The sequence below is a fragment of the Ruegeria sp. BHSB064 genome, from assembly GCF_059613205.1.
Map to the genome: position 1 here is coordinate 19,131 of NZ_JBXWSB010000023.1, position 18,442 is coordinate 37,572.

Consider the following 18,442-nt stretch of genomic DNA (forward strand, 5'->3'; position numbering starts at 1 on the left):
CCCCTCTCAGTTGGATAAGAGGGGGATGAACCCGGGTCATTGCAGGGATGTGACGGTTTGTTTGCAGTTTTATGACAAACCGAACAGCCCCGGCGCTTTGCACCGGGGCCTTATAGGATCAAACCGACAGGCAGACGTACTTCATTTCCAGATAGTCCTCCATGCCGTGATGGCTGCCTTCGCGGCCCAGACCGGATTGCTTGACGCCACCAAACGGACCCAGCTCGGTCGAAATGATACCGGTGTTCACACCGACGATGCCATATTCCAGAGCTTCGGCCACTTTGTAGACGCGGCTGAGATCCTTGGCATAGAAATACGAGGCCAGACCAAAGATCGTGTCATTCGCCATGGCGATGACGTCATCCTCATCCTCGAATTTGAACAGAGGCGCCAGCGGACCAAAGGTTTCGTCCTGTGCCACCATCATATCCTGGGTCACACCGGTTACGATGGTCGGTTGGAAGAACGTGCCGCCCAGATCGTGGGGCAGGCCGCCGGTCAGAACAGCACCGCCCTTGTCAGTCACGTCCTTGATATGCTCTTCAACTTTGGCAACAGCTTCAGCGTTGATCAGCGGGCCAGTTGTGGTTCCGTCTGTCAGGCCGTCGCCAACTTTCAGCGCCTCAACAGCGGCTTTCAGCTTGGCGGCAAAGGCATCGTAGACACCGGCCTGCACATAGATACGGTTTGCGCAGACGCAGGTCTGACCGTTGTTGCGGAACTTGCACATCATCGCGCCTTCGACAGCCGCATCCAGATCGGCGTCGTCAAACACGATGAAAGGCGCGTTGCCGCCCAATTCCATCGAGCATTTCATCACCTGATCCGCAGCCTGTTTCAGCAGAATGCGGCCCACTTCGGTCGAACCGGTGAAGGTCAGTTTACGCACACCGGGGTTTTCGCAGAATTCCTTGCCGATCTCGCTGGCGCGTGACGAGGGCACGACGTTGAACACGCCAGCCGGAATGCCGGCCCTTTCCGCCAATACGGCCAGAACCAGCGCAGACAGAGGCGTTTCCTTCGCGGGGCGCGCAACAAAGGCGCAACCCGCAGCAAGAGCAGGCCCGGCCTTGCGGGTGATCATTGCGTTGGGGAAGTTCCATGGTGTGATCGAAGCAGCAACTCCGATGGGCTGTTTCAGCACCATGATCCGCTTGTCACGCTGATGGCCCGGGATCATCTCGCCGTAGACGCGTTTGGCCTCTTCGCCGAAAAATTCGATGAAGGACGCACCGTACCCAACCTCACCAATCGCCTCGGCAAGTGGTTTGCCTTGTTCGGCAGTCAGGATTTTGCCCAGATCCTCGGCGTTTTCCATCATCAGATCGAACCAGCGGCGCAGGATCACCGCGCGTTCCTTGCCGGTCAGTTTGGCCCACTCTTTTTGTGCGGCCTCAGCCTGTGCAATCGCGCCTGCCACCTGAGCCCGGCTGACATCGGCCACCTCGGCCACCACGTCGCCGCGGGCGGGGTTGGTCACTTCAAAAGTACCATTGTCCCCATCAACCCACTGGCCGCCGATATAGGCCTTGGTCGCCAAAAGGTCGGGGTTTTTCAAAATTGACTTCAGGTCTGTGGTTGCGTCCAGCATGGGCCAGTCTCCGGCAGGAATTTTGTTTGCGCGCACCCAATCAGCTGGGTTCGAGCCTGTCTATGGCTACTTCGCCCTCAAAATCAATCCGGATTTCGGTGAATTGTGTGTGATTTTCCTATACCGGTCCGCGTCTGTGTGCGATCAGCCGCCTATCTTTTTCATCGCGAGTTTGCAAAAGTCTGGTGGAAATATTGGCGCAAGGGGATGTAAATCAACGTAACATTCCCTATCTTATTGGTTAAACAAACAAAAAAGGGACACCAGAGATGTCGAACCAGCAATTCGAAGCCCTGATAGAAGAAACTCAGGCAAAAGTGCGCGAAAGCCAGTCGCAGATCGAAGGGCTGACCTCGCGGATTGAGGCTGCGCGGGCCAAGATTGGCACCGCCGAGGCGGATATCGACATTGAAAATGCCACGCTTGAGGATGTGCATGCCCATACCGAGGTGATGAACGCCAATATCGCCGAGCTGATCATGGGTCTGGATGACGTCACCAACGCGTTTTCCAAGGATTTCGACGAGATGCGTTCGAAAACCGGGTGGGAGTCGTTTGTCGGCATCTTCTCGAAAGGTAAATCCGAGTCGATGCGGCAGGAGCGCATGCGCACCGCCAATATCGACGACAAGTTGCAGGACCTGATCGCTAAATCGGATGTGATCGTGCAATTGTTGCAGGGGCAGCTGTCCGTACTGGAAGAGCAGCGTGTCAAGGTTGAGGACAACTTGACGGTAACGCTGGACGACCGCGAAGCAACGGTCGCCGAGCTTGAGGCGTTGCGTACTGAGATTCAGGGCATGGACCCGACGATCATCACGCTGGAAAACAAAATCAGCGTCGAACAGGATGCCGCCGCGCGCACCCAATTAGAGACTGAATTGGCCGAGCTGAACAAGCAATACAACGCCAAGGTTCAGGAAGAACAGGTCAAGCTGGCCAAGTCTCAGACGCTGGAGCGCTATATCGAAAAAGGCAAGACCTGGGTCGATTCACTGCAGAACCAGGCGGCGACGCAGATGGTGCTGATCAACAAGCTGCAAACAGACACGCAGCAGCGCGTGGTGCTGTATGACGCCCTGACCAAATCGCTGAAAACCGCGCAGCAGCAGGACGTGGCCCACCGCATCAACGAGATCGGCGTGCAGACCGACCAAGAGGCACAGACGGCGATGGCCGCCATTGGCACTGCGACCAATCAGAAAATGGCCGACATGCTTGAGGCGCATGAGGACCACATGGTCTTCGCCCGCGACGTGCTGGAGAAAAAGGCCAAGGCAGATGAACGCTTTGCCCGCAGGTTCGCGTCGATTGTCGAGAAGCATGATAAGAATTTGTATGGTGGGTAATGCTCAACAGCCCTCTAGTCAGATTTGTAAGCGTATCGCTGGCCATGGCCTTGTCACTTTGTTTGGCATACTTGGCCATAGAGAATTCTGTATTCTCGTCTGAGGGACCAATCCTAGTTCTTTGGTTTCTATTGGCGGCTCTATGGACTGTTGGTTTCGCCTATTTGTGCGTGCAGTACTGGCTGGTTAACATCTGGCTTTTAGCGCTTTGCGTGAAAGGTCTTGGGAAACTCGGGTCGGCCTTTTCTCAAGCCCATCTTTACTATGTGGGCTTCACGAGTCTTAGAAAAAGAAAAAATGACTAACCCCACCCAAGACCATGTCGGCCTGACCGACACCTTCGCCTCGCGCCGCTATTTCCGCAAATTCGAGGTGATCACCATCCATCTCCTGCGCGTGGCCGCGACGATGGAGGCGGAGGGCGCGATCAGTAAGCAAGAGGTGCGGATCGTGTCGCGCTACCTCTCGGGGTTGCTCTACACGTTCCGGGCGCTCAGCATGAAATATCTGCTGGTCGGGCGCGATACCGGGCGGTTCTTTGGCAGCCTCGCAATGGACAAGCGCGACAGCGGGTTTCCGGTGGCGGCGGAATTGCTGACCATGGCCAATGACGCGCAGCAGGCGCAGGTGCATCTGGCGAATATGCCGTCAGAAGATGACCTGAAAACAGATATGGTTCGGACGATCATCGGCGATCAGGAAATCCCCACCAAGCTGCAATTTGCGCTGTCGCAAAGGCTCTTTTACGAGGAATTGCTGAAAGGTCAGCTGTTCTGGGCCCGCAACGATCCCGAATGTCACTGGATCGGGAATGACGGCGAACGGCGCAAGTTTATGATCCACTGGGCCGTCTATGACAGCCAGATCAACCTGCCGGTCATTTACCTGATGCAGTTGGAGGACAGTGGCAAAACCGCCCTGCCCAAGGACCAGCGCCGCTGGCCCGAGGTGCAGGCGCATCTGATGGCGCAGTCGTTGGGCGGGTTGAAACTGGTGACCATCGCCAAAGGCTTTGATCAGGATTTCGACGACCTGCACCCCAAACACCTACGCCGCATTCATGTGGGGCCAATGTATTCCTCGGCCTACACCGAGCAATCGGGTCCTTTGCGGCAGGTGCTGGAGGACGCACAGGCACCCGAAGGTCAAGATTGGGCGTTGGCATGGACCACCGAGGAGTTGGAAAGCGAAGAGGTAATTGAAGAACGCGCGGGATGGTTTTCCACCGTCGAGCGCGAGATCTTCGCGTTGGACCCCTTTGGTGGGCAGGGGGCCGAGACGGGGGCCACGCGCACGCAACGGTCGATCATCTTGCCCCAACGGCCGTTTCAGGTGCTGGCCGAGCGCAACCCGCCGGGTTTTGCCGATGTGCGCAAATTCGTCGTTAGCAAAGCGGGGCAGGTATTGCGCTATTAGTTTCGCCTTCGGCGAGAGTATTTTTGAAAAGATGAAGCGAGAGCGGTTCAAGATATGAGTTTGATGTCAGATCAAATGGAATTGCGCGAAGACGACATTCGCAAACACTATCCGGCAGCGACCGCCTTGCTTAACGGATTTGAACATGCGCCGAGGATCGGCAAGACGGTGGAAGCGGCTGTTGAGCGGTCTCCGGGGGTTTCAACAGGGCGACGGTTCCGGTCCACGACGCCGGGGCTGGTCACGCGACGTACGGTGCGGGCGGATGGGGTGCATCTGGTTGAACGGATCGAGGCGTCGGACGATGGGGATACGCTGGTGTCTCCGCCGCAGGCCACGACACAGCAAGCCATTCGTCGCGCGATATCGATTGCTCTGGCGATCGCTGAGGCTTACGCGGAACAGACCCCTCTGGCCGATCTCAAACGTGCCAATCTGGCCGGAGACCTCCCTGTTGCACGTAAGACCGAGTTTTCGGAGCTGCTGACGGCTGAGGCTTTGATCACCTTGCACACGTTCGGCAATGCGCTGGCCTATCTGATGTCCTCGCATCTGGGCGAAACCACGGTTGATCTGGGCGAGATCGAAGAGGTTTTGACCGACAATGGCCAACTCGCCCTGCACGGCGCATTGTGGGAGCTGGACCAGATGCTGGCCAAACATGCCCCTGACGATGCCCACCTGATCGCCGCCACAAGTGCCTATGCCGAGCAGTTGATGGAAAAAGTCGCCCTGCGCGCCCAATCCGCGGGTCATCTGGCCCCGTTCCAGAACGCCGCCTGGCATATCGAGGCCGATGATCTGACGATCCGGGGTTTTGAGCCAGCGTCCAAAGCCAAATCCACCACACTGACCATGACGTTCAAGAAACCGAACGAAGTGGTGGGCAACCATATCGCCAAATATCAGGCGATGAAGCTGGCCAAGATGCTGATGGCCTATGACTTCGACCGTCGCCTGAACCCCTTTGCCGAGCTTGGCGGGTTCATCTTTACCTTCATGGGCGACGGCAAACCGGGCACTGGCAAGACCACCCTGATCCAGATGATGGCGGGGCTGATCAATGAGTATTGCCAGAACGCGGGCTATCCGTTCCGCTATCAGAACCTGAGCACAGACAATATCGACAGTTATCAGGGCAAATCCGGCCAGAACGCGAAGGCGTTTATCAACACGATCATCGACCCTGCGGTTATCGGTTTCGGCACCATCGACGATATCGACCAACTGGCTGGCAAACGTGGCGACCGGCAGTCCAGCGCGGGCCAGCTGGAAATCACCGCTGTGCTGATGGAGAGCTTTGCGGGTGCCAACACCGTCGTGCGCGGAAATTGCACGTTTGGCATGTTTTCGAACTACCCCGAGAATGTGGACGACGCCCTGCGCCAGCGGGCAGGCGCGCGGTTTCTGGTGGACGGGCCACAGACGCGCGAGGATTACATCGACATCCTGCACCTGCTGATGGGCCGCAACCACGACATCCCGCTGGGCGAACACGACGCCTATGCCGCGCAGGAGATCAAGAAAGCCGTCGCCGCCAGCTTCGAAAGCCACTCTCGCCCGCATGAGGACGCCTTGTTGCAGGTCTATGACCGGGTTTCGGGTGAGATCGGCCAGATGGACACGATCGCCAAGCTGGGCAGCTACCTCAAGGCGATCCAGCAGGCGGATGAGCGGTTCACCGGTCGTGCGATCAAGAACATTACCGACGCGGTCAAGGTCCGTGCGATGGATTTCGAACTGCCCGACGAATGGATGGAAAACCCCGACCTGTTCCTGTTCCGCGACTACGACACCAAGAAAGCGATGATCGAGGACCTGCGCCAGCCGATCACGGTCGAGATGGTGATCCAAGAGATCAACCGCTACGCCGACAGCGAATTCCGCTATGCCGACAAGAGCGACGAGGTCGCCATCGCGAACGCCGTCCGCGAGATGGGCCGGATGGAAGAGGCCAAGCGGCGGTATCTGGAGGGAAAGGGGTGAGCCAAATCAGCGTCTTACCCCTTGCGCTATTATTGTTGGCTCTACCAGCTGCTTTGGGCTTGGTAGTTGTCTATTTCGTTGCGCGTAAAAAATTCGAACATCATCAGGCGCAGAAACGTCGCTATGATGATTTTGAAATAGGGCCGATCGCAGGATGGTCGTTACTACTAAATCTGACTATCGTACCGATGCTAATGACATTTTTGACATGGCTTCTTATCGCCTCAGAGGACTTTAAAATCCTGTCTGCGTGGTGGTGGTGGGTTGTTGGCGCAATCGTGCTTGCACTTCCTTGGTTAGTCTTCGCGGGTGTAATGTTCATGTATTTCAAAAGAAAACTGTTTGACACGGAGTGTGCAACTCCAGAAGCAAATGAGAGCAACGCATGATCCGCCTCATCGAAAAAGGCCTGATGTTCGGCAATCTGGTCCACATCTCCAGCCCGGCTCTGGTCGATCGGTATAACCGCGCGCTTCAGCATCTGGCGGGCAAGATCACGGCGCTGACGGACTTCCACGTCGATATCTCGGGCTATTCGCCTGAGGTGGGGATTGAGCTCGAGGATGAGCTCTACCTCAACCCCAACGGGGTCAACCGGCAGTTCATCCTACTGACGACCGAACAGAAACGCGCGCCGCTGTTGAACGTCAAATTCTCGACCTCGCGCGATATTCTGCGCGAATTCATCGAGATGAACGAGGCGCAGCTGTTTGCCCTGACCGCCACCGATGCGGTGGCCGGAGAACTGGTGAACTCGGTCATCAAACTTACGACGCCCCGCGACCTGCTGAACCTGCGCAAGATCGAGATTGAGGCGGACACCGCGGGCGGCACATTGCGCAAGGCACAGCAACTGGCCGGCATGGTTGAACAGTTCAAAACCGAAGAGGACGCCTGGTTCGATGATGTGCTGATCGCCAAGATGATCGAAACCGCCAGGGAAACCGGCGACGTCACCAGCAATCCGGTGCGCCTGCGCCACACGGAATTTGAGCAGCGCAATTTCTGGACCGCGCATTTTGGCGGGCTTTACCTGTTCCCGGATGTGGATCACCCGGCGGCGATCTGCATGGGCGAAAAGCCGGATGATCTGCCGATAAAGTACACATTCGACCCGTCACAGCGGAACCAGATTGCCAAGTTTCTGGACTACAACGATCTGGTCGAACCAATTGTCAAAGCGCGCGGCGTGGATGCCGCCGCGATTTTGCAGCAGAAGATGGATTTCCTGACCGTCGATGCGGCCGCAGATGCTGATATCGACCTGACCGGGCTGGATCGCAGTGACATGCGTCGGCTGGCGCGCACCCACTCGGATCGATTGCCCGAAGCCTATCACGGTCTTACACAATTGCTTCGTTGGGCGAGCGATGGGGGGCCATGGCCACGCATCACCTCGGACCATCCGGCCTATTTCTATACCTTGCGCGCGGCGGATACGCCGAACCGCGATCTTGTGAACATGATGCTGTCCGAACTGGCTCCGCTGGACCCGCGCCAGATGTTCATCTGCCATAAAGAACTGTTCTACCGGACATATTCGGGTTGGCCGGAGAGCAAGAAAGCCTATGTTGCCGACTTCCTCGCGCGCGAGTATCAGGTGGACAAGCAAGGGGCCCGCGCCGCGTTGTTTGGGCATGAGCCGGATATGAGCGGCAATGACCGTGTCAGCGATGACATAATCGCTCGGGTCGGTCCCTGGGGTTCGGTGAGGAAAGGCTGATATGATCGGATTGTTGCGCCTGTTGCTGATCTTGCTGGTGATCCAGACGATTGCCTATGTGGCGCTGTCTTTATATTCGCGCGGCATTCGGCGGCGTAAGCTTGAGGACTGGTGGGACGAAAAAGGCAAAACGGGCAACAAACAAGCCTTTGTCGAACGCGGATTGCATGTGTATGACAATTCGTTCCGACGTAAACTGATCCTGGGTGTCTATATTGTGCCGTGGGTGGCGATTAGCGCGCTGATCTACATTGTGAATTACATGTGAGGAATTAGGCATGGCCTATGTGAAATGGGCGTTCATTATCATCTTTTGGGGCACGATAGCGGCGGTCCTGCAGTATTCGTTGCCGCAGCATGACATTGTGCGCATCGTCAACACCTATGAAGAGCGGCAGGATCTGAACGACTGGACCCGGATTTTCTGGTCCGAGCCGCAGGACCAGTCCGCAAGCCTTGCCAACCGGGATGTGCAGTTCATTCAGGCCGTGCGAGACAGCGGTAAACCCATCGTCTACCGAAACGAGGATACCGGCTGGGGCTGGCCCCCCTATTTCAAGTTCGATACAGCCAACCTGTATACCGAAGCCAATGACGCCAAATCGACGAAAGAGAATCCGAAATGGGTGGTCGTCACTCATTACGGGTGGCGCAACGAGTTTCTGTCGATCTTTCCAAACGCCATCTTCATCAACCACGTGGAAGGGCCGGATGCGCGGATTATCCCTTGGTTCAATATCATCTTCCTGACGATTTTCGCCGCTGTGGTCTGGGCGATATGGGTGCGCTGGCGCAGGTTCAGGCAAGCCCGGATCGACCCGATGATCGAAAATGTGGAAGACGGGCTGTATGCGGCGGGTGACGCTATTGAAGAACGGCGCACCAGGTTTCGGCGCTGGCTGGACAGCTGGAAGTCAAAATAGAGTGCAAGGGGTGTGCAATCAGCACTCCCTTATTGCGTGAACGGCCCGTCACCTGACGATGAACTCTGCGTGTAACGCGCCCGCTGCTTTTATGGTCTTCAAAATGTCGATCATGTCCTGAGGCGATACGCCTAGTGCATTCAAACCTGCAACCACTTCGGACAGGGTTGTGGCCTCGGGGATTTCGGCAAGACCGGTGCCTTCTTCCTCTTCGATGCCAGCGATGGTGCGGGGCACGACCACTGTCTCACCCCTTGCAAACGGGTTGGGTTGAACGGCAATCTGAGCCTCTTGAACAGTTAAAGTCAGATTGCCCTGAGAAACAGCCACCCGTGAAATGCGGACCTCTTGCCCCATGACAATCGTACCGGAGCGCTGATCGACGACGACTCGTGCCTTTGATTCAGGTTCAACCAGTATGTTTTCGATACGCCCGATGGCATGGGCTGTAGATACCGCTTGCGTCGCGGCAATGTTAAGTTCAACCGTGCCGGAATCTCGCATGATGGCCACAGCCCTGTTGAACTCGGTGTTGATTGCGGATTCGATCCGCGCGGCGGTGGTGAAATCAGGCTCTCTCAGCGCAAGACGCATTTGGGTGAGGGTCGACAGGTCAAAGTCAATTTCACGTTCAACCCGTGCACCAGATGGTATGACGCCAGATGTCGGCACCCCGCGCACCACCGAAGCGGCCTCACCCTCGGCAGAAACGCCGCCCGCCAGGATTGTGCCCTGGGCAACGGCATAGATTTGACCGTCGGCGGCGTTCAGAGGGGTCATAATCAGCGTTCCGCCCAACAGGCTGCTGGAATCGCCAATGGCCGAAACCGTTACGTCGATCTGGCCACCCACCCTGGCAAAAGGTGGGAGGCTGGCGGTTACTAGAACGGCTGCAACGTTCTTTGGGCGAAAATCCTCGCCGTTTACGTTAACGCCCAGACGTTCGAGTATGTTGGACATAATCTCTTCGGTGAAAGGCGCATTACGCAAACCATCACCGGTTCCATTCAATCCTACGACAAGACCGTAGCCGACAAGATCGTTGCCGCGCACGCCGTCGAAATCGACCAGGTCCTTCAGGCGTATCGCTCCGGCCCACGCCAAACTGGGAAGGAAGATCAAAACAAGTATCAGCGCCCTCATCTTAAAAAGTTCACCAGCGAAAGGTTCGCATTGCGAACGGTTACGGAATACAGGCTTTCCAATTGGAACTGCACCGTTTGCAATTTGGCCGCTGTTTCATAGGGGTCGGCAGCAATCAGTTCGTTTCGGCTGAACTCGAGGCTGGTGCGGGCAGCAGAATTGCGTGTCGCGGCCTCTTCTATTCGAGCCTCGACCGTACCGACTTCGGCCCGAAGTTGCACAGTTGCGTCCTGCGCGTTGGCCAAATCGACACCCAACTGTGTGAACAACGCGGTGCGCTGATCGGAGGACAGGGCCAATGTGCTGTCTGTAGCTAACGCAGCTACTGCAACGTCCCGCAGAGCGGCCTTGAAAGCCGGGTCCGTTGCAGTGATCGGCAGCGTGACGCTTTCGTTTTCCGATACTTGCATCGGTGAAAGCGTGTTGTTCGATCCCTGATAAATCACGGCGTCAAACCCGGCCGGATCGTTGAACCAAGTGTCTGCCGCCAGCCGAACATCTGCCACGGTTACAAGCCCGGTCAATTGCGGTCTCAGCGCTGCCAAAAGATCGTCTGAAGAGGGAAGGGGGGACACATCGGTGGCCGTACCGGAAAACAGGCTGCGCCCACCGACGCGTGTGTTCAATGCCGAGATCATCGTGTCCAGTTCGTTTTTCGCTTGCACCGACGCTTGTTCATGATTCACGGGCTGATTTGCGGTTCCAAATGCCAGCAGGGATGCAGTTATGTCCCCAACGGAATCTCCGAAGGTTTTCAGACTCAATTGCATGGCATCAGTGAACAGAGCTGCCTCAGACGTTGCTATTCCAAACGCGTCGAGGCGGGCCAGGCTGCGATCCAGGTCGAGAAGCTGTGAATAATCACCCCCCAACCGGCCCGAGGTATCCTGTACCTGTCCGGTGGACATCTCAAATGAAAGCGTTTCGATCTGAGTTTTTATGTCCGTGGCGCGTGTGCGCAGGGTCATGCCGCGCGCCAGATCGCCGATAGAAGTCAAAGTCATCATCACAACCTCAGCAGAGTTTCAAGCAGTTCATCCACGACTGAGATGACCCGGGCATTTGCTGCATATGTCTGTTCGACCTGCATCAGGCGTTGCAGTTCCTGATCTGTATCCACGCCCTGTTCTGCCTCAATCTGGGCCATTTGCTGTTGCGCGGTGTTGGCGAAGGTCTGGCGTTGATCTGCAACATGGGCGTTTGCACCGGCTTTGGACAGCAGCGCTTCGGTCAGTTCCGCGGCCCGCATGTTTCCTGTGCCGAACAGCCCGCCAGGTACTGGGCGCGCGTCCTTCAGGACATTGCCGAAGGCACGCAGCTGAGCGGCTTGTCCGGGATCACCCGCTGTGACAGCGCCCAAACCCGCGCGCAGTTTCCAGCTGTCACCGCCCATGTCGGGATTCACATTCGCGTTGACCGAAACCCGAGAGGCAAGCCCAACAAAGGCTGTAGGATTAAACCGGTTACCATCATCGGTGAACAGACCGGGATCGGTTGCCTGCGCAGTCGGGTCCAGACCGGGCGTCTCGAACCGTTCGATCAGGTCGCGAGCAACAGTGTCGAGTTGAAGTTGAGCCTCAACCGCAATTTCATCGCGGATGGTAAACTGGGCCATCAATGCCCCACCACGAATCTGGGCTGTGTCACCGCTGGTGCGCACCGGATTCCCGTTCATCTCCAGCCCGGACAGAAGGCCATTTGCAACCGTCATGTGCGGCTTGGTTTCGCCTGTGATGGTAAAGGTGAACTCGGACGCTTTGCCTTCTAACAGGATCAATCCGCCATCCGAATACAACGAGACCTGTTCATTTGCACGCGGCACGACATTGACCGGAATCAGAGTGTTGACCTGATCAATCAGAACATGCCGTTGGTCCAGCAGGGCACCAATGTCACCACCAGAGTTCTTGATGGCTGGAATCTTGGCGTTCAGATCTTCGATATCTTTCAAAGTCTGATTCAGGCTTTCCACTTGAGCACCGATCTTTCGATCTGCGTCCGAGCGCGCCTGCCGCACGCCTTCAGATGCTGTGTTCAGCGCGTTGGCCAGATCACCTGCCGAACGTGCGACCTGATCCAGCCGCTCGATCGAATCCGGCAGGCTGGCCGCCGTCAGGAAACTGTTTTCCAAGTCCGTCAGACGCGTGGACAATGACGGCCCATTTGCAGGAGACCCCACCAGCTGTTCGAACCCTGCGTGAAAATCCGATACCGCAGATTGCAGCGCCAGGTCTGCGTCAGTGGACCGTCTGTTGGCAGCTAGAACCGGATCCTGATGCCGTACCACGCCAACCGTGCGGACGCCGTTGCCGGAAATCTGGCTTGTTGCCAATTCAAGGGAACGGCGCGCATAGCCCGGTGTCAGCGCATTTGCGATATTTCCTGATACCACAGCGGCCCCTCGGCTGGCCGCTGTCAGCCCGCCCAATGCATTGTTGAGTGCCGTCGACATGTTCATGAGACCGCTCCTTTCCTGGGGTCAGAGCCTGGATCAGCGTTTCAGGTTTGTCGTTTCTTGCAGCATTTCATCCACCGTCTGAATCACCGTGGCGCTGGAGGAATAGGCGCGCTGTGTCTGGATCAGAGACGTGAGTTCGGTGGCGACATCTGTGGTGGATTCTTCACGGGCGAAGGAAACCAGATCTCCGGTCGGGCCCTCACCTGCATTCCAAAGAAAGAAGGTGCCGCTTTCCCGGGATGGCGCGTAAGTTTGACTGTCCAGTGCCGTCAGACCATTGGGATTGGGAACATCCGCCAGCGGTATCTGGAACATCAGACGGCTGACACCAGTGTCATAAAACGCGTAAACAAACCCGTTTTCATCCACCTGCACACTGGTCATCGTGCCAACGGCCGAACCGTCTCGTGTGATCGAGACAGGTGCAAATGTATCGGAGAGTTGGGTGATGCCATCAGAGTCCCCGATCATACCGATATTGATCTCCATCGGACCTCCGGCAACGTTGACCATGACGCTGCCTGTCGTTGGATCATAGGCGCCGCCTGAAACCGCCGTGACACTGGCCAGGGTGCCGCCAGCGGTTCGGTTGTCGGTGAAGGTCAGTGTGTATTCTCCGATGATTGCCCCGGCAGAGGCGGAATCGCGCAGAACCATCGTCCATTCATTACTGCTGCCCGTCGCCGGAACGGTCGGGATCAGTTCGATGTCCACACTTTCGGATTTGCCGAGGTTGTCAAAATACTCGACAGACAAGGGCTGAATATCACCCGGCGCGCCCGCATCCGTAGCGGTGGCAGGCAGATTCATGCGCAGGTTCATTTCCGTCGTAGGAGAGCCTGACAGCTGATTGACGCTTAGTTGAATAGGTTCAAGGGCGGCTGGTGTGTCACGCGGTACAGATGGAATGGTCCCGTCCGGTGCCGCGCGCCATCCCAGAAGAACAAGGCCCGATTCGGTCACCAGATACCCTTCTTCGTTGGTGCGGAAAGATCCGGTTGTGGTCAGCAGCATCTCATTCGAGTTGTTGTCGATATGCGAACTGGGACGCACAGGCAACATCCCACGCCCGCGCACGGCGAGGTCAGTGGAATTGCTGGTTGTTACCAAAGGCCCGCGCTGATCAATCATGCGCTGGCTTGTCGTGCGCACACCGCCTGCCGAATAGCTGCCGCCCTGACCCGACGTGACCATGGAATGAAAATCTGTCTCGACCCGTTTGTACCCATAGGTTGAGGAATTCGCGATATTGTCGGAAATCGTCGCCAGCCTGTTGGCGTTGGCCTTCAGCGCTGCCACACCGGCATTGAGCGAAGAGGAAATGGTCATGGGCGCGCCCTTCTGTTGCGTCAGTCGTTGATGCAACAGGTAACGCGCTGCCTCTTAACAGCGCGCTAACATGTAAAATGCGTTCTATCGTTTAGGGCTGGCGCAGGAAGATCACCTCGACCCTGTTGTTCCGCGCGGCCATAGGGTTTTCGACAAACAATTCCCGGTCTGCGTGACCGGTAACGCGATCCATTCGTTGCGCCATGACACCTTTGTCTTGCAACAACTGACGCAATTTCTGCGCACGGGCTGTCGACAGATTCCATGCTGTATTGCGCACCTGAACCACCGGTGATGCGCTTACATGACCCTCAACAGCGATTGGATTTGTCACCAGATCCGAAGATCGGGCGATGATCAGCGCCAGTGCCCTCAGAAAACGGGTTGGTATCGCGGATCCTGATTCGAACAATGCCTGATCCTCGGTATCGAAGAGTTCAACGACAAGTCCTTCGTCGGTCACGCGCGTGACGACGTGTTTGAGCAGTTTGTCCGACACCTCGCTTTCACCGGTACGCCCCAGCAGCTTTGCCTCAAGCGTTGAGAAATCTTCTTCGTTCCCTTTGCCCCCGCCTTTGGCATCCACACCGATTGAGCCACGTGCTTGGCGCGATTCAGTTGCGTGTTTGTTTGTGGCGCCCAGGCCATCCCGCAGCAGCGTGTCTTCGGACAACATACTGTCGCCACCAAATGCACCGTCACCCCCGCCGGATTCCGGACTTAGCGGGACTGTTGGCGCGAAGTAGTCCGCCAACCCCTTGCGTTGTTGTTCCGTTGTCGCGTTAAGCAGCCACATCAACATGAAGAAGGCCATCATGGCCGTAACAAAGTCGGCATACGCGACTTTCCACGCGCCGCCGTGATGGCCATCGCCACCTGATACACGCTTCTTCTTGATGATGATTGGCGCCGCATTGGTTTGCGCACCCATCTCCACCACCTTTTTATCACCCGACTCTGTGACTAGCAGCGCAGGTCTTAAGGTGGCCTTAACACTTAAAACTGTTCAGAATTCCCTTGTCGCGACACGCCAACCGAGGCACGGCGTAAAATCAGAGACAGGCGGTTAAAACTGTTTTCGATCCCTTCCGGGTCCAGTTTGCCGAAAAACGCATCCAAGTCGTCATGAACGCGCACGGCCTGGTCCAGAAGTGGATCAGACCCTTCGACATAAAGCCCGGCCTTTATCATGACCTCTGACTGTTCGTAGCTGCCGACAAGTTTGCGGGTTTCCGCGATCATCTGATTCTCGGCCTCAGAAGCTGCAGCCGGTAAGCTGCGGGATACAGATCTGCTGAGGTCAATCGCCGGAAATCGCCCGCGTTCAGCAATGTCCCGGCTAAGCACTATATGCCCATCCAACACGCCGCGCAGAATGTCTGCGACAGGCTCATCCATGTCTGACCCGGCCACCAGAACGCTGAACACAGCCGTTATGTCCCCCTGATCCTGTGCGCCCGGTCCTGCGCGTTCGCACAGGTTTGCAATCAAGGGCGTAACCGACGGCGGATATCCCCGCAAAGAAGGTGATTCCCCCATTGCGACGGCGATTTCCCGGTGCGCTTCAGCAAAACGGGTCACAGAATCGGCCAGAAACAGAACGTTGAGGCCCTGATCGCGCAGGAATTCTGCTGCCGACATCGCCGACCACGCACAACGCCTGCGGGACAAAGCCGATTGATCCGAGGTGGCGGCAATGACGATGGTTCGTTTCATGGCCTCGGGACCGATCGCATGGGCGACAAACTCATTCACTTCGCGCCCCCGTTCACCCACCAGAGCGACCACGACCGCGTCGGCCTGCATGGAACGTGCGAGGGTTGACAGAAGCGTGGACTTCCCAACGCCCGATCCGGCAAACAGCCCGACCCTCTGACCCCGTACTATCGGCAGCATTGTATTGAGAACAGACAACCCTGTGGCCATCCGCTCTCCCAACGGTTTGCGCGTAACGGCAGGCGGCGGGGCCTGCATGATATCGCGGTCCTGCGCCCCATTCAGCAGAGGTTTTCCGTCCAGTGGCTTGCCAAAAGGATCAATGACGCGCCCCAACCAATGCAAGCCAGGAGCAAAGTCAGGAGAAGGGTCCAGATACACGCGGTCCCCCAGACTGACACCATCTGGTGCAGCACCCGGTATCATGTGGACATACTCAGCATCCACATGCAGCACCTCACCGGAAAGATCAGGCCCTGAGCATCGTTGCAATGTCAGTAAGTCGCCAATACGCGCGTGATCGTTCAGACCGCTGATCTCGATCAGACCCTGCGCGACACCACTGACCAGCCCCACATGACGGACCGCAGTCATCCTGTCGAATTCATGTTTCAGAAGCATAGGGTCGAGATCAGACATTGTGGGTTCTCCAACTGAGTTCTGAAAACGGTTTCTAAAGGAATCGGGGTTAAGCCTTGATTGAAATTGATCGAGGGAGAAGCCCCGATGTTCTATGACCTGAACGTCTTTAAGACAGCGTACGCAATGGCAACCCATGCCGGGCAACGGCAGGCCGTCATCGCGCGAAACATGGCCAATGCGGATACGCCCGGCTACCAGCCGCGCGATATCGAGTCCTTCAAGACAGCTTTCGAAACCTCACAGCGTGAAGCGTCTATGGCCGCTACGCGAGAGGGTCATCTGCACGGAGGTTCTGATGCGAAAAGCTGGGCCGAGTTCGATGCAGTTCCTTCGGGTGATCCCAACGGCAACGGTGTGTCCCTGGAAGAAGAGATGCTGAAATCGGTCGAGGTCAAGCGCCAGCATGATCGGGCTTTGGCGATCTACAAATCTTCGATGAATATTCTGCGCACCAGCCTCGGTCGTGGCTAAGGGGCAAGTAGATGAGCGATTTTTCCCACTCTCTGACCGCATCCGCCAGCGCCCTGCGTGCACAGGCCGCCCGCTTGCGTCACGTGTCCGAAAACATTTCAAACGCAGATACGCCCGGTTATCGGCGAAAAACGGTGCCGTTTGAAACCGTGCAAAAAGATGGGCGCGACATGGTGCAGGCTGGGCGCGTCACACTTGATCGGCGTGACCTGAGCCGGATTTACGATCCGGCCCACCCGATGGCCGACGAAAGCGGTCACTATCAGGGGTCGAATGTCGATCTGATGATCGAAATCGCTGACGCGCGTGAGGCGCAGCGCAGCTACGAAGCCAACCTAAAGATGTTTGATCAGACGCGGCAAATGTCGTCGTCGTTGATGGAATTGCTCAGAAAATAAAGGACAGCCAGAATGGATATCCGATCCCTGACCGCCGCACAGAACTATGCCGGCGCGCGCCCCGCAACACAGGCCGATCCCGAACATACCGGGATGGCGCAGGGGCTGAAGGCCAGTTTTCAGGACTTTGCGGCCACACTGAAACATAGCGAGCAGATGTCTCAGACCGCGATGGTCGGGCAGGCCGATCCCCATGCGTTAGTGCAAGCTCTGGCGCAGACCGAACTGGCCGTTGAGACGGCCGTGATCGTGCGCAACAAAGTGGTCGAGGCGTATCAGGAAATCCTGCGTATGCCGGTCTGACGCGATGCTGAGCGAAGGTCTTTTCTATGACATCGTACGTCAGGCTCTTTGGGTCGCGGTGATCACATCGGTCCCGATTCTGGCTGTTGCCTTGGTTTCGGGCCTGATCGTCGGGCTGTTTCAGGCGCTGACGTCGATTCAGGAAATGACACTAACCTTTGTTCCCAAGCTGATCGCCATCGTTGTCGTGTTCTGGATCTCGATGGGGTTCATGACACAGACACTTGTCACGTTTTTTACCGGAACACTTGTCCCTTTGATTGCAGGAGGTCGCTGATGGACACCGCTTATGTCACCTTGTCCCGTCAGTCCGGTTTGATGAATGAAATGCGCCTGGTGGCGAACAATATCGCCAACGCCAACACAACGGGTTATCGCCAGCAAGGTCTGGTGTTTTCCGAGTTCATTCAGGACATGCCGGAAAGCCCTTCGCTGTCCATGAGCCGGGCCGAAGCACGCAACACGTCGTTGCGGCAAGGCGTGCTGACAGAAACCGGCGGCCAGTTTGATTTTGCCATCGAAGGTGATGGGTTTTTCATGCTCGAAACGCCTGATGGAAATCGGCTGACGCGCGCCGGCAGTTTCTCACCCAATGCGGACGGGGATTTAGTTGCCATGGATGGCGCACGCGTGATGGACGCCAACGGTGCCCCGGTATTTATCCCGCCCGATGCAGCCACAATTGATGTCGGGAGTGACGGAACCCTGAGTGTCGATGGGCAATTGTTGGGTCAGCTAGGCGTTTTTAACGTCGGTGACCCCAAGACCCTCGTCCGCGAAGGTAACACCCGTTTTGGTACGGAAGAGGCCATAGACCCGGTCGACGAGCCGGTTGTTCTTCACCGTTTTCTGGAAGGCTCCAACGTCAATGCCATCGAGCAGGTGGCCCGCCTGGTTGAGATCCAGCGCGCCTACGAACTGGGGCAGAGTTTTCTAGAAAGCGAAGACAAGCGGGTGCGTGGGGCGCTTGACGCCTTGATGCGCTGATCAG

General features: G+C 56.8%; 19 protein-coding genes. 12 read left to right on the forward strand and 7 right to left on the reverse strand.

Annotated elements, in window-relative coordinates:
• Positions 1-118 precede the first annotated feature (118 nt).
• Positions 119-1,594, reverse strand: coding sequence for an NAD-dependent succinate-semialdehyde dehydrogenase (locus AC2FNU_RS07855; RefSeq protein WP_496786869.1), 1,476 nt, complete (start codon positions 1,592-1,594; stop codon positions 119-121).
• A 269-nt stretch (positions 1,595-1,863) separates the two neighbouring features.
• Here AC2FNU_RS07855 and AC2FNU_RS07860 point away from each other — a divergent pair, with 269 nt between their 5' ends.
• From AC2FNU_RS07860 to AC2FNU_RS07890, 7 genes are all read left to right on the forward strand, one after another.
• Positions 1,864-2,943 carry a hypothetical protein gene (locus tag AC2FNU_RS07860; protein WP_496786873.1) on the forward strand — a complete coding sequence of 360 codons (1,080 nt, stop codon included), beginning with the start codon at positions 1,864-1,866 and terminating at the stop codon, positions 2,941-2,943.
• A gap of 297 nt (positions 2,944-3,240) precedes the next feature.
• Positions 3,241-4,359, forward strand: a complete 1,119-nt coding sequence (locus AC2FNU_RS07865) for a hypothetical protein (protein ID WP_496786876.1) — start codon at positions 3,241-3,243, stop codon at positions 4,357-4,359.
• Between the two features lie 54 nt (positions 4,360-4,413).
• Positions 4,414-6,345, forward strand: coding sequence for an AAA family ATPase (locus tag AC2FNU_RS07870; RefSeq protein WP_496786877.1), 1,932 nt, complete (start codon positions 4,414-4,416; stop codon positions 6,343-6,345).
• Positions 6,342-6,734, forward strand: a complete 393-nt coding sequence (locus tag AC2FNU_RS07875) for a hypothetical protein (RefSeq protein WP_496786879.1) — start codon at positions 6,342-6,344, stop codon at positions 6,732-6,734. Before AC2FNU_RS07870 ends, AC2FNU_RS07875 begins: the two co-directional genes overlap by 4 nt.
• Positions 6,731-8,068: a DUF6638 family protein gene (locus tag AC2FNU_RS07880; protein ID WP_496786881.1), complete on the forward strand. Its 1,338-nt coding sequence runs from the start codon at positions 6,731-6,733 to the stop codon at positions 8,066-8,068. Before AC2FNU_RS07875 ends, AC2FNU_RS07880 begins: the two co-directional genes overlap by 4 nt.
• Before the next feature lies 1 nt (position 8,069).
• Positions 8,070-8,336: a hypothetical protein gene (locus AC2FNU_RS07885; RefSeq protein WP_496786883.1), complete on the forward strand. Its 267-nt coding sequence runs from the start codon at positions 8,070-8,072 to the stop codon at positions 8,334-8,336.
• 10 nt (positions 8,337-8,346) lie between these two features.
• A complete protein-coding gene (locus tag AC2FNU_RS07890; protein WP_496786885.1) occupies positions 8,347-8,991 on the forward strand; it encodes a DUF1523 family protein in 645 nt (214 codons plus the stop codon).
• 48 nt (positions 8,992-9,039) lie between these two features.
• On the opposite strand, the gene AC2FNU_RS07895 is transcribed toward AC2FNU_RS07890, so the two are convergent.
• The 6 genes from AC2FNU_RS07895 to AC2FNU_RS07920 all read right to left on the reverse strand — a co-directional run bounded on the left by AC2FNU_RS07895 (position 9,040) and on the right by AC2FNU_RS07920 (position 16,276).
• Entirely contained in the window at positions 9,040-10,134 is a 1,095-nt protein-coding gene (locus AC2FNU_RS07895; protein WP_496786887.1) for a flagellar basal body P-ring protein FlgI, read from the reverse strand.
• Positions 10,131-11,138, reverse strand: coding sequence for a flagellin (locus AC2FNU_RS07900; RefSeq protein WP_496786889.1), 1,008 nt, complete (start codon positions 11,136-11,138; stop codon positions 10,131-10,133). Before AC2FNU_RS07900 ends, AC2FNU_RS07895 begins: the two co-directional genes overlap by 4 nt.
• Before the next feature lie 2 nt (positions 11,139-11,140).
• The gene (flgK, locus tag AC2FNU_RS07905; protein WP_496786891.1) at positions 11,141-12,592 is read right to left on the reverse strand and encodes a flagellar hook-associated protein FlgK; all 1,452 of its coding nucleotides are present in this window, start codon (positions 12,590-12,592) and stop codon (positions 11,141-11,143) included.
• 33 nt (positions 12,593-12,625) lie between these two features.
• Positions 12,626-13,921: a flagellar hook protein FlgE gene (locus AC2FNU_RS07910; RefSeq protein WP_496786893.1), complete on the reverse strand. Its 1,296-nt coding sequence runs from the start codon at positions 13,919-13,921 to the stop codon at positions 12,626-12,628.
• Positions 13,922-14,012: 91 nt separating this feature from the next.
• Positions 14,013-14,852 carry a flagellar motor protein MotB gene (locus AC2FNU_RS07915; protein ID WP_496786895.1) on the reverse strand — a complete coding sequence of 280 codons (840 nt, stop codon included), beginning with the start codon at positions 14,850-14,852 and terminating at the stop codon, positions 14,013-14,015.
• Positions 14,853-14,917: 65 nt separating this feature from the next.
• On the reverse strand, positions 14,918-16,276 hold the full coding sequence (locus AC2FNU_RS07920) for a FliI/YscN family ATPase (RefSeq protein WP_496786897.1): 1,359 nt from the start codon (positions 16,274-16,276) through the stop codon (positions 14,918-14,920).
• A gap of 87 nt (positions 16,277-16,363) precedes the next feature.
• Here AC2FNU_RS07920 and AC2FNU_RS07925 point away from each other — a divergent pair, with 87 nt between their 5' ends.
• From AC2FNU_RS07925 to AC2FNU_RS07945, 5 genes are read left to right on the forward strand one after another with little or no spacing between them, the layout of a single operon-like run.
• A complete protein-coding gene (locus tag AC2FNU_RS07925; RefSeq protein ID WP_496786899.1) occupies positions 16,364-16,750 on the forward strand; it encodes a FlgB family protein in 387 nt (128 codons plus the stop codon).
• An 11-nt stretch (positions 16,751-16,761) separates the two neighbouring features.
• Entirely contained in the window at positions 16,762-17,148 is a 387-nt protein-coding gene (gene flgC / locus AC2FNU_RS07930) for a flagellar basal body rod protein FlgC (protein WP_475191720.1), read from the forward strand.
• Between the two features lie 12 nt (positions 17,149-17,160).
• Positions 17,161-17,451, forward strand: coding sequence for a flagellar hook-basal body complex protein FliE (fliE, locus tag AC2FNU_RS07935; RefSeq protein ID WP_496786901.1), 291 nt, complete (start codon positions 17,161-17,163; stop codon positions 17,449-17,451).
• Positions 17,452-17,455: 4 nt separating this feature from the next.
• Positions 17,456-17,728 carry a flagellar biosynthetic protein FliQ gene (locus AC2FNU_RS07940; RefSeq protein ID WP_171621143.1) on the forward strand — a complete coding sequence of 91 codons (273 nt, stop codon included), beginning with the start codon at positions 17,456-17,458 and terminating at the stop codon, positions 17,726-17,728.
• Positions 17,728-18,438, forward strand: a complete 711-nt coding sequence (locus tag AC2FNU_RS07945) for a flagellar hook-basal body complex protein (RefSeq protein ID WP_496786903.1) — start codon at positions 17,728-17,730, stop codon at positions 18,436-18,438. Before AC2FNU_RS07940 ends, AC2FNU_RS07945 begins: the two co-directional genes overlap by 1 nt.
• The last annotated feature ends 4 nt before the right edge of the window (positions 18,439-18,442 follow it).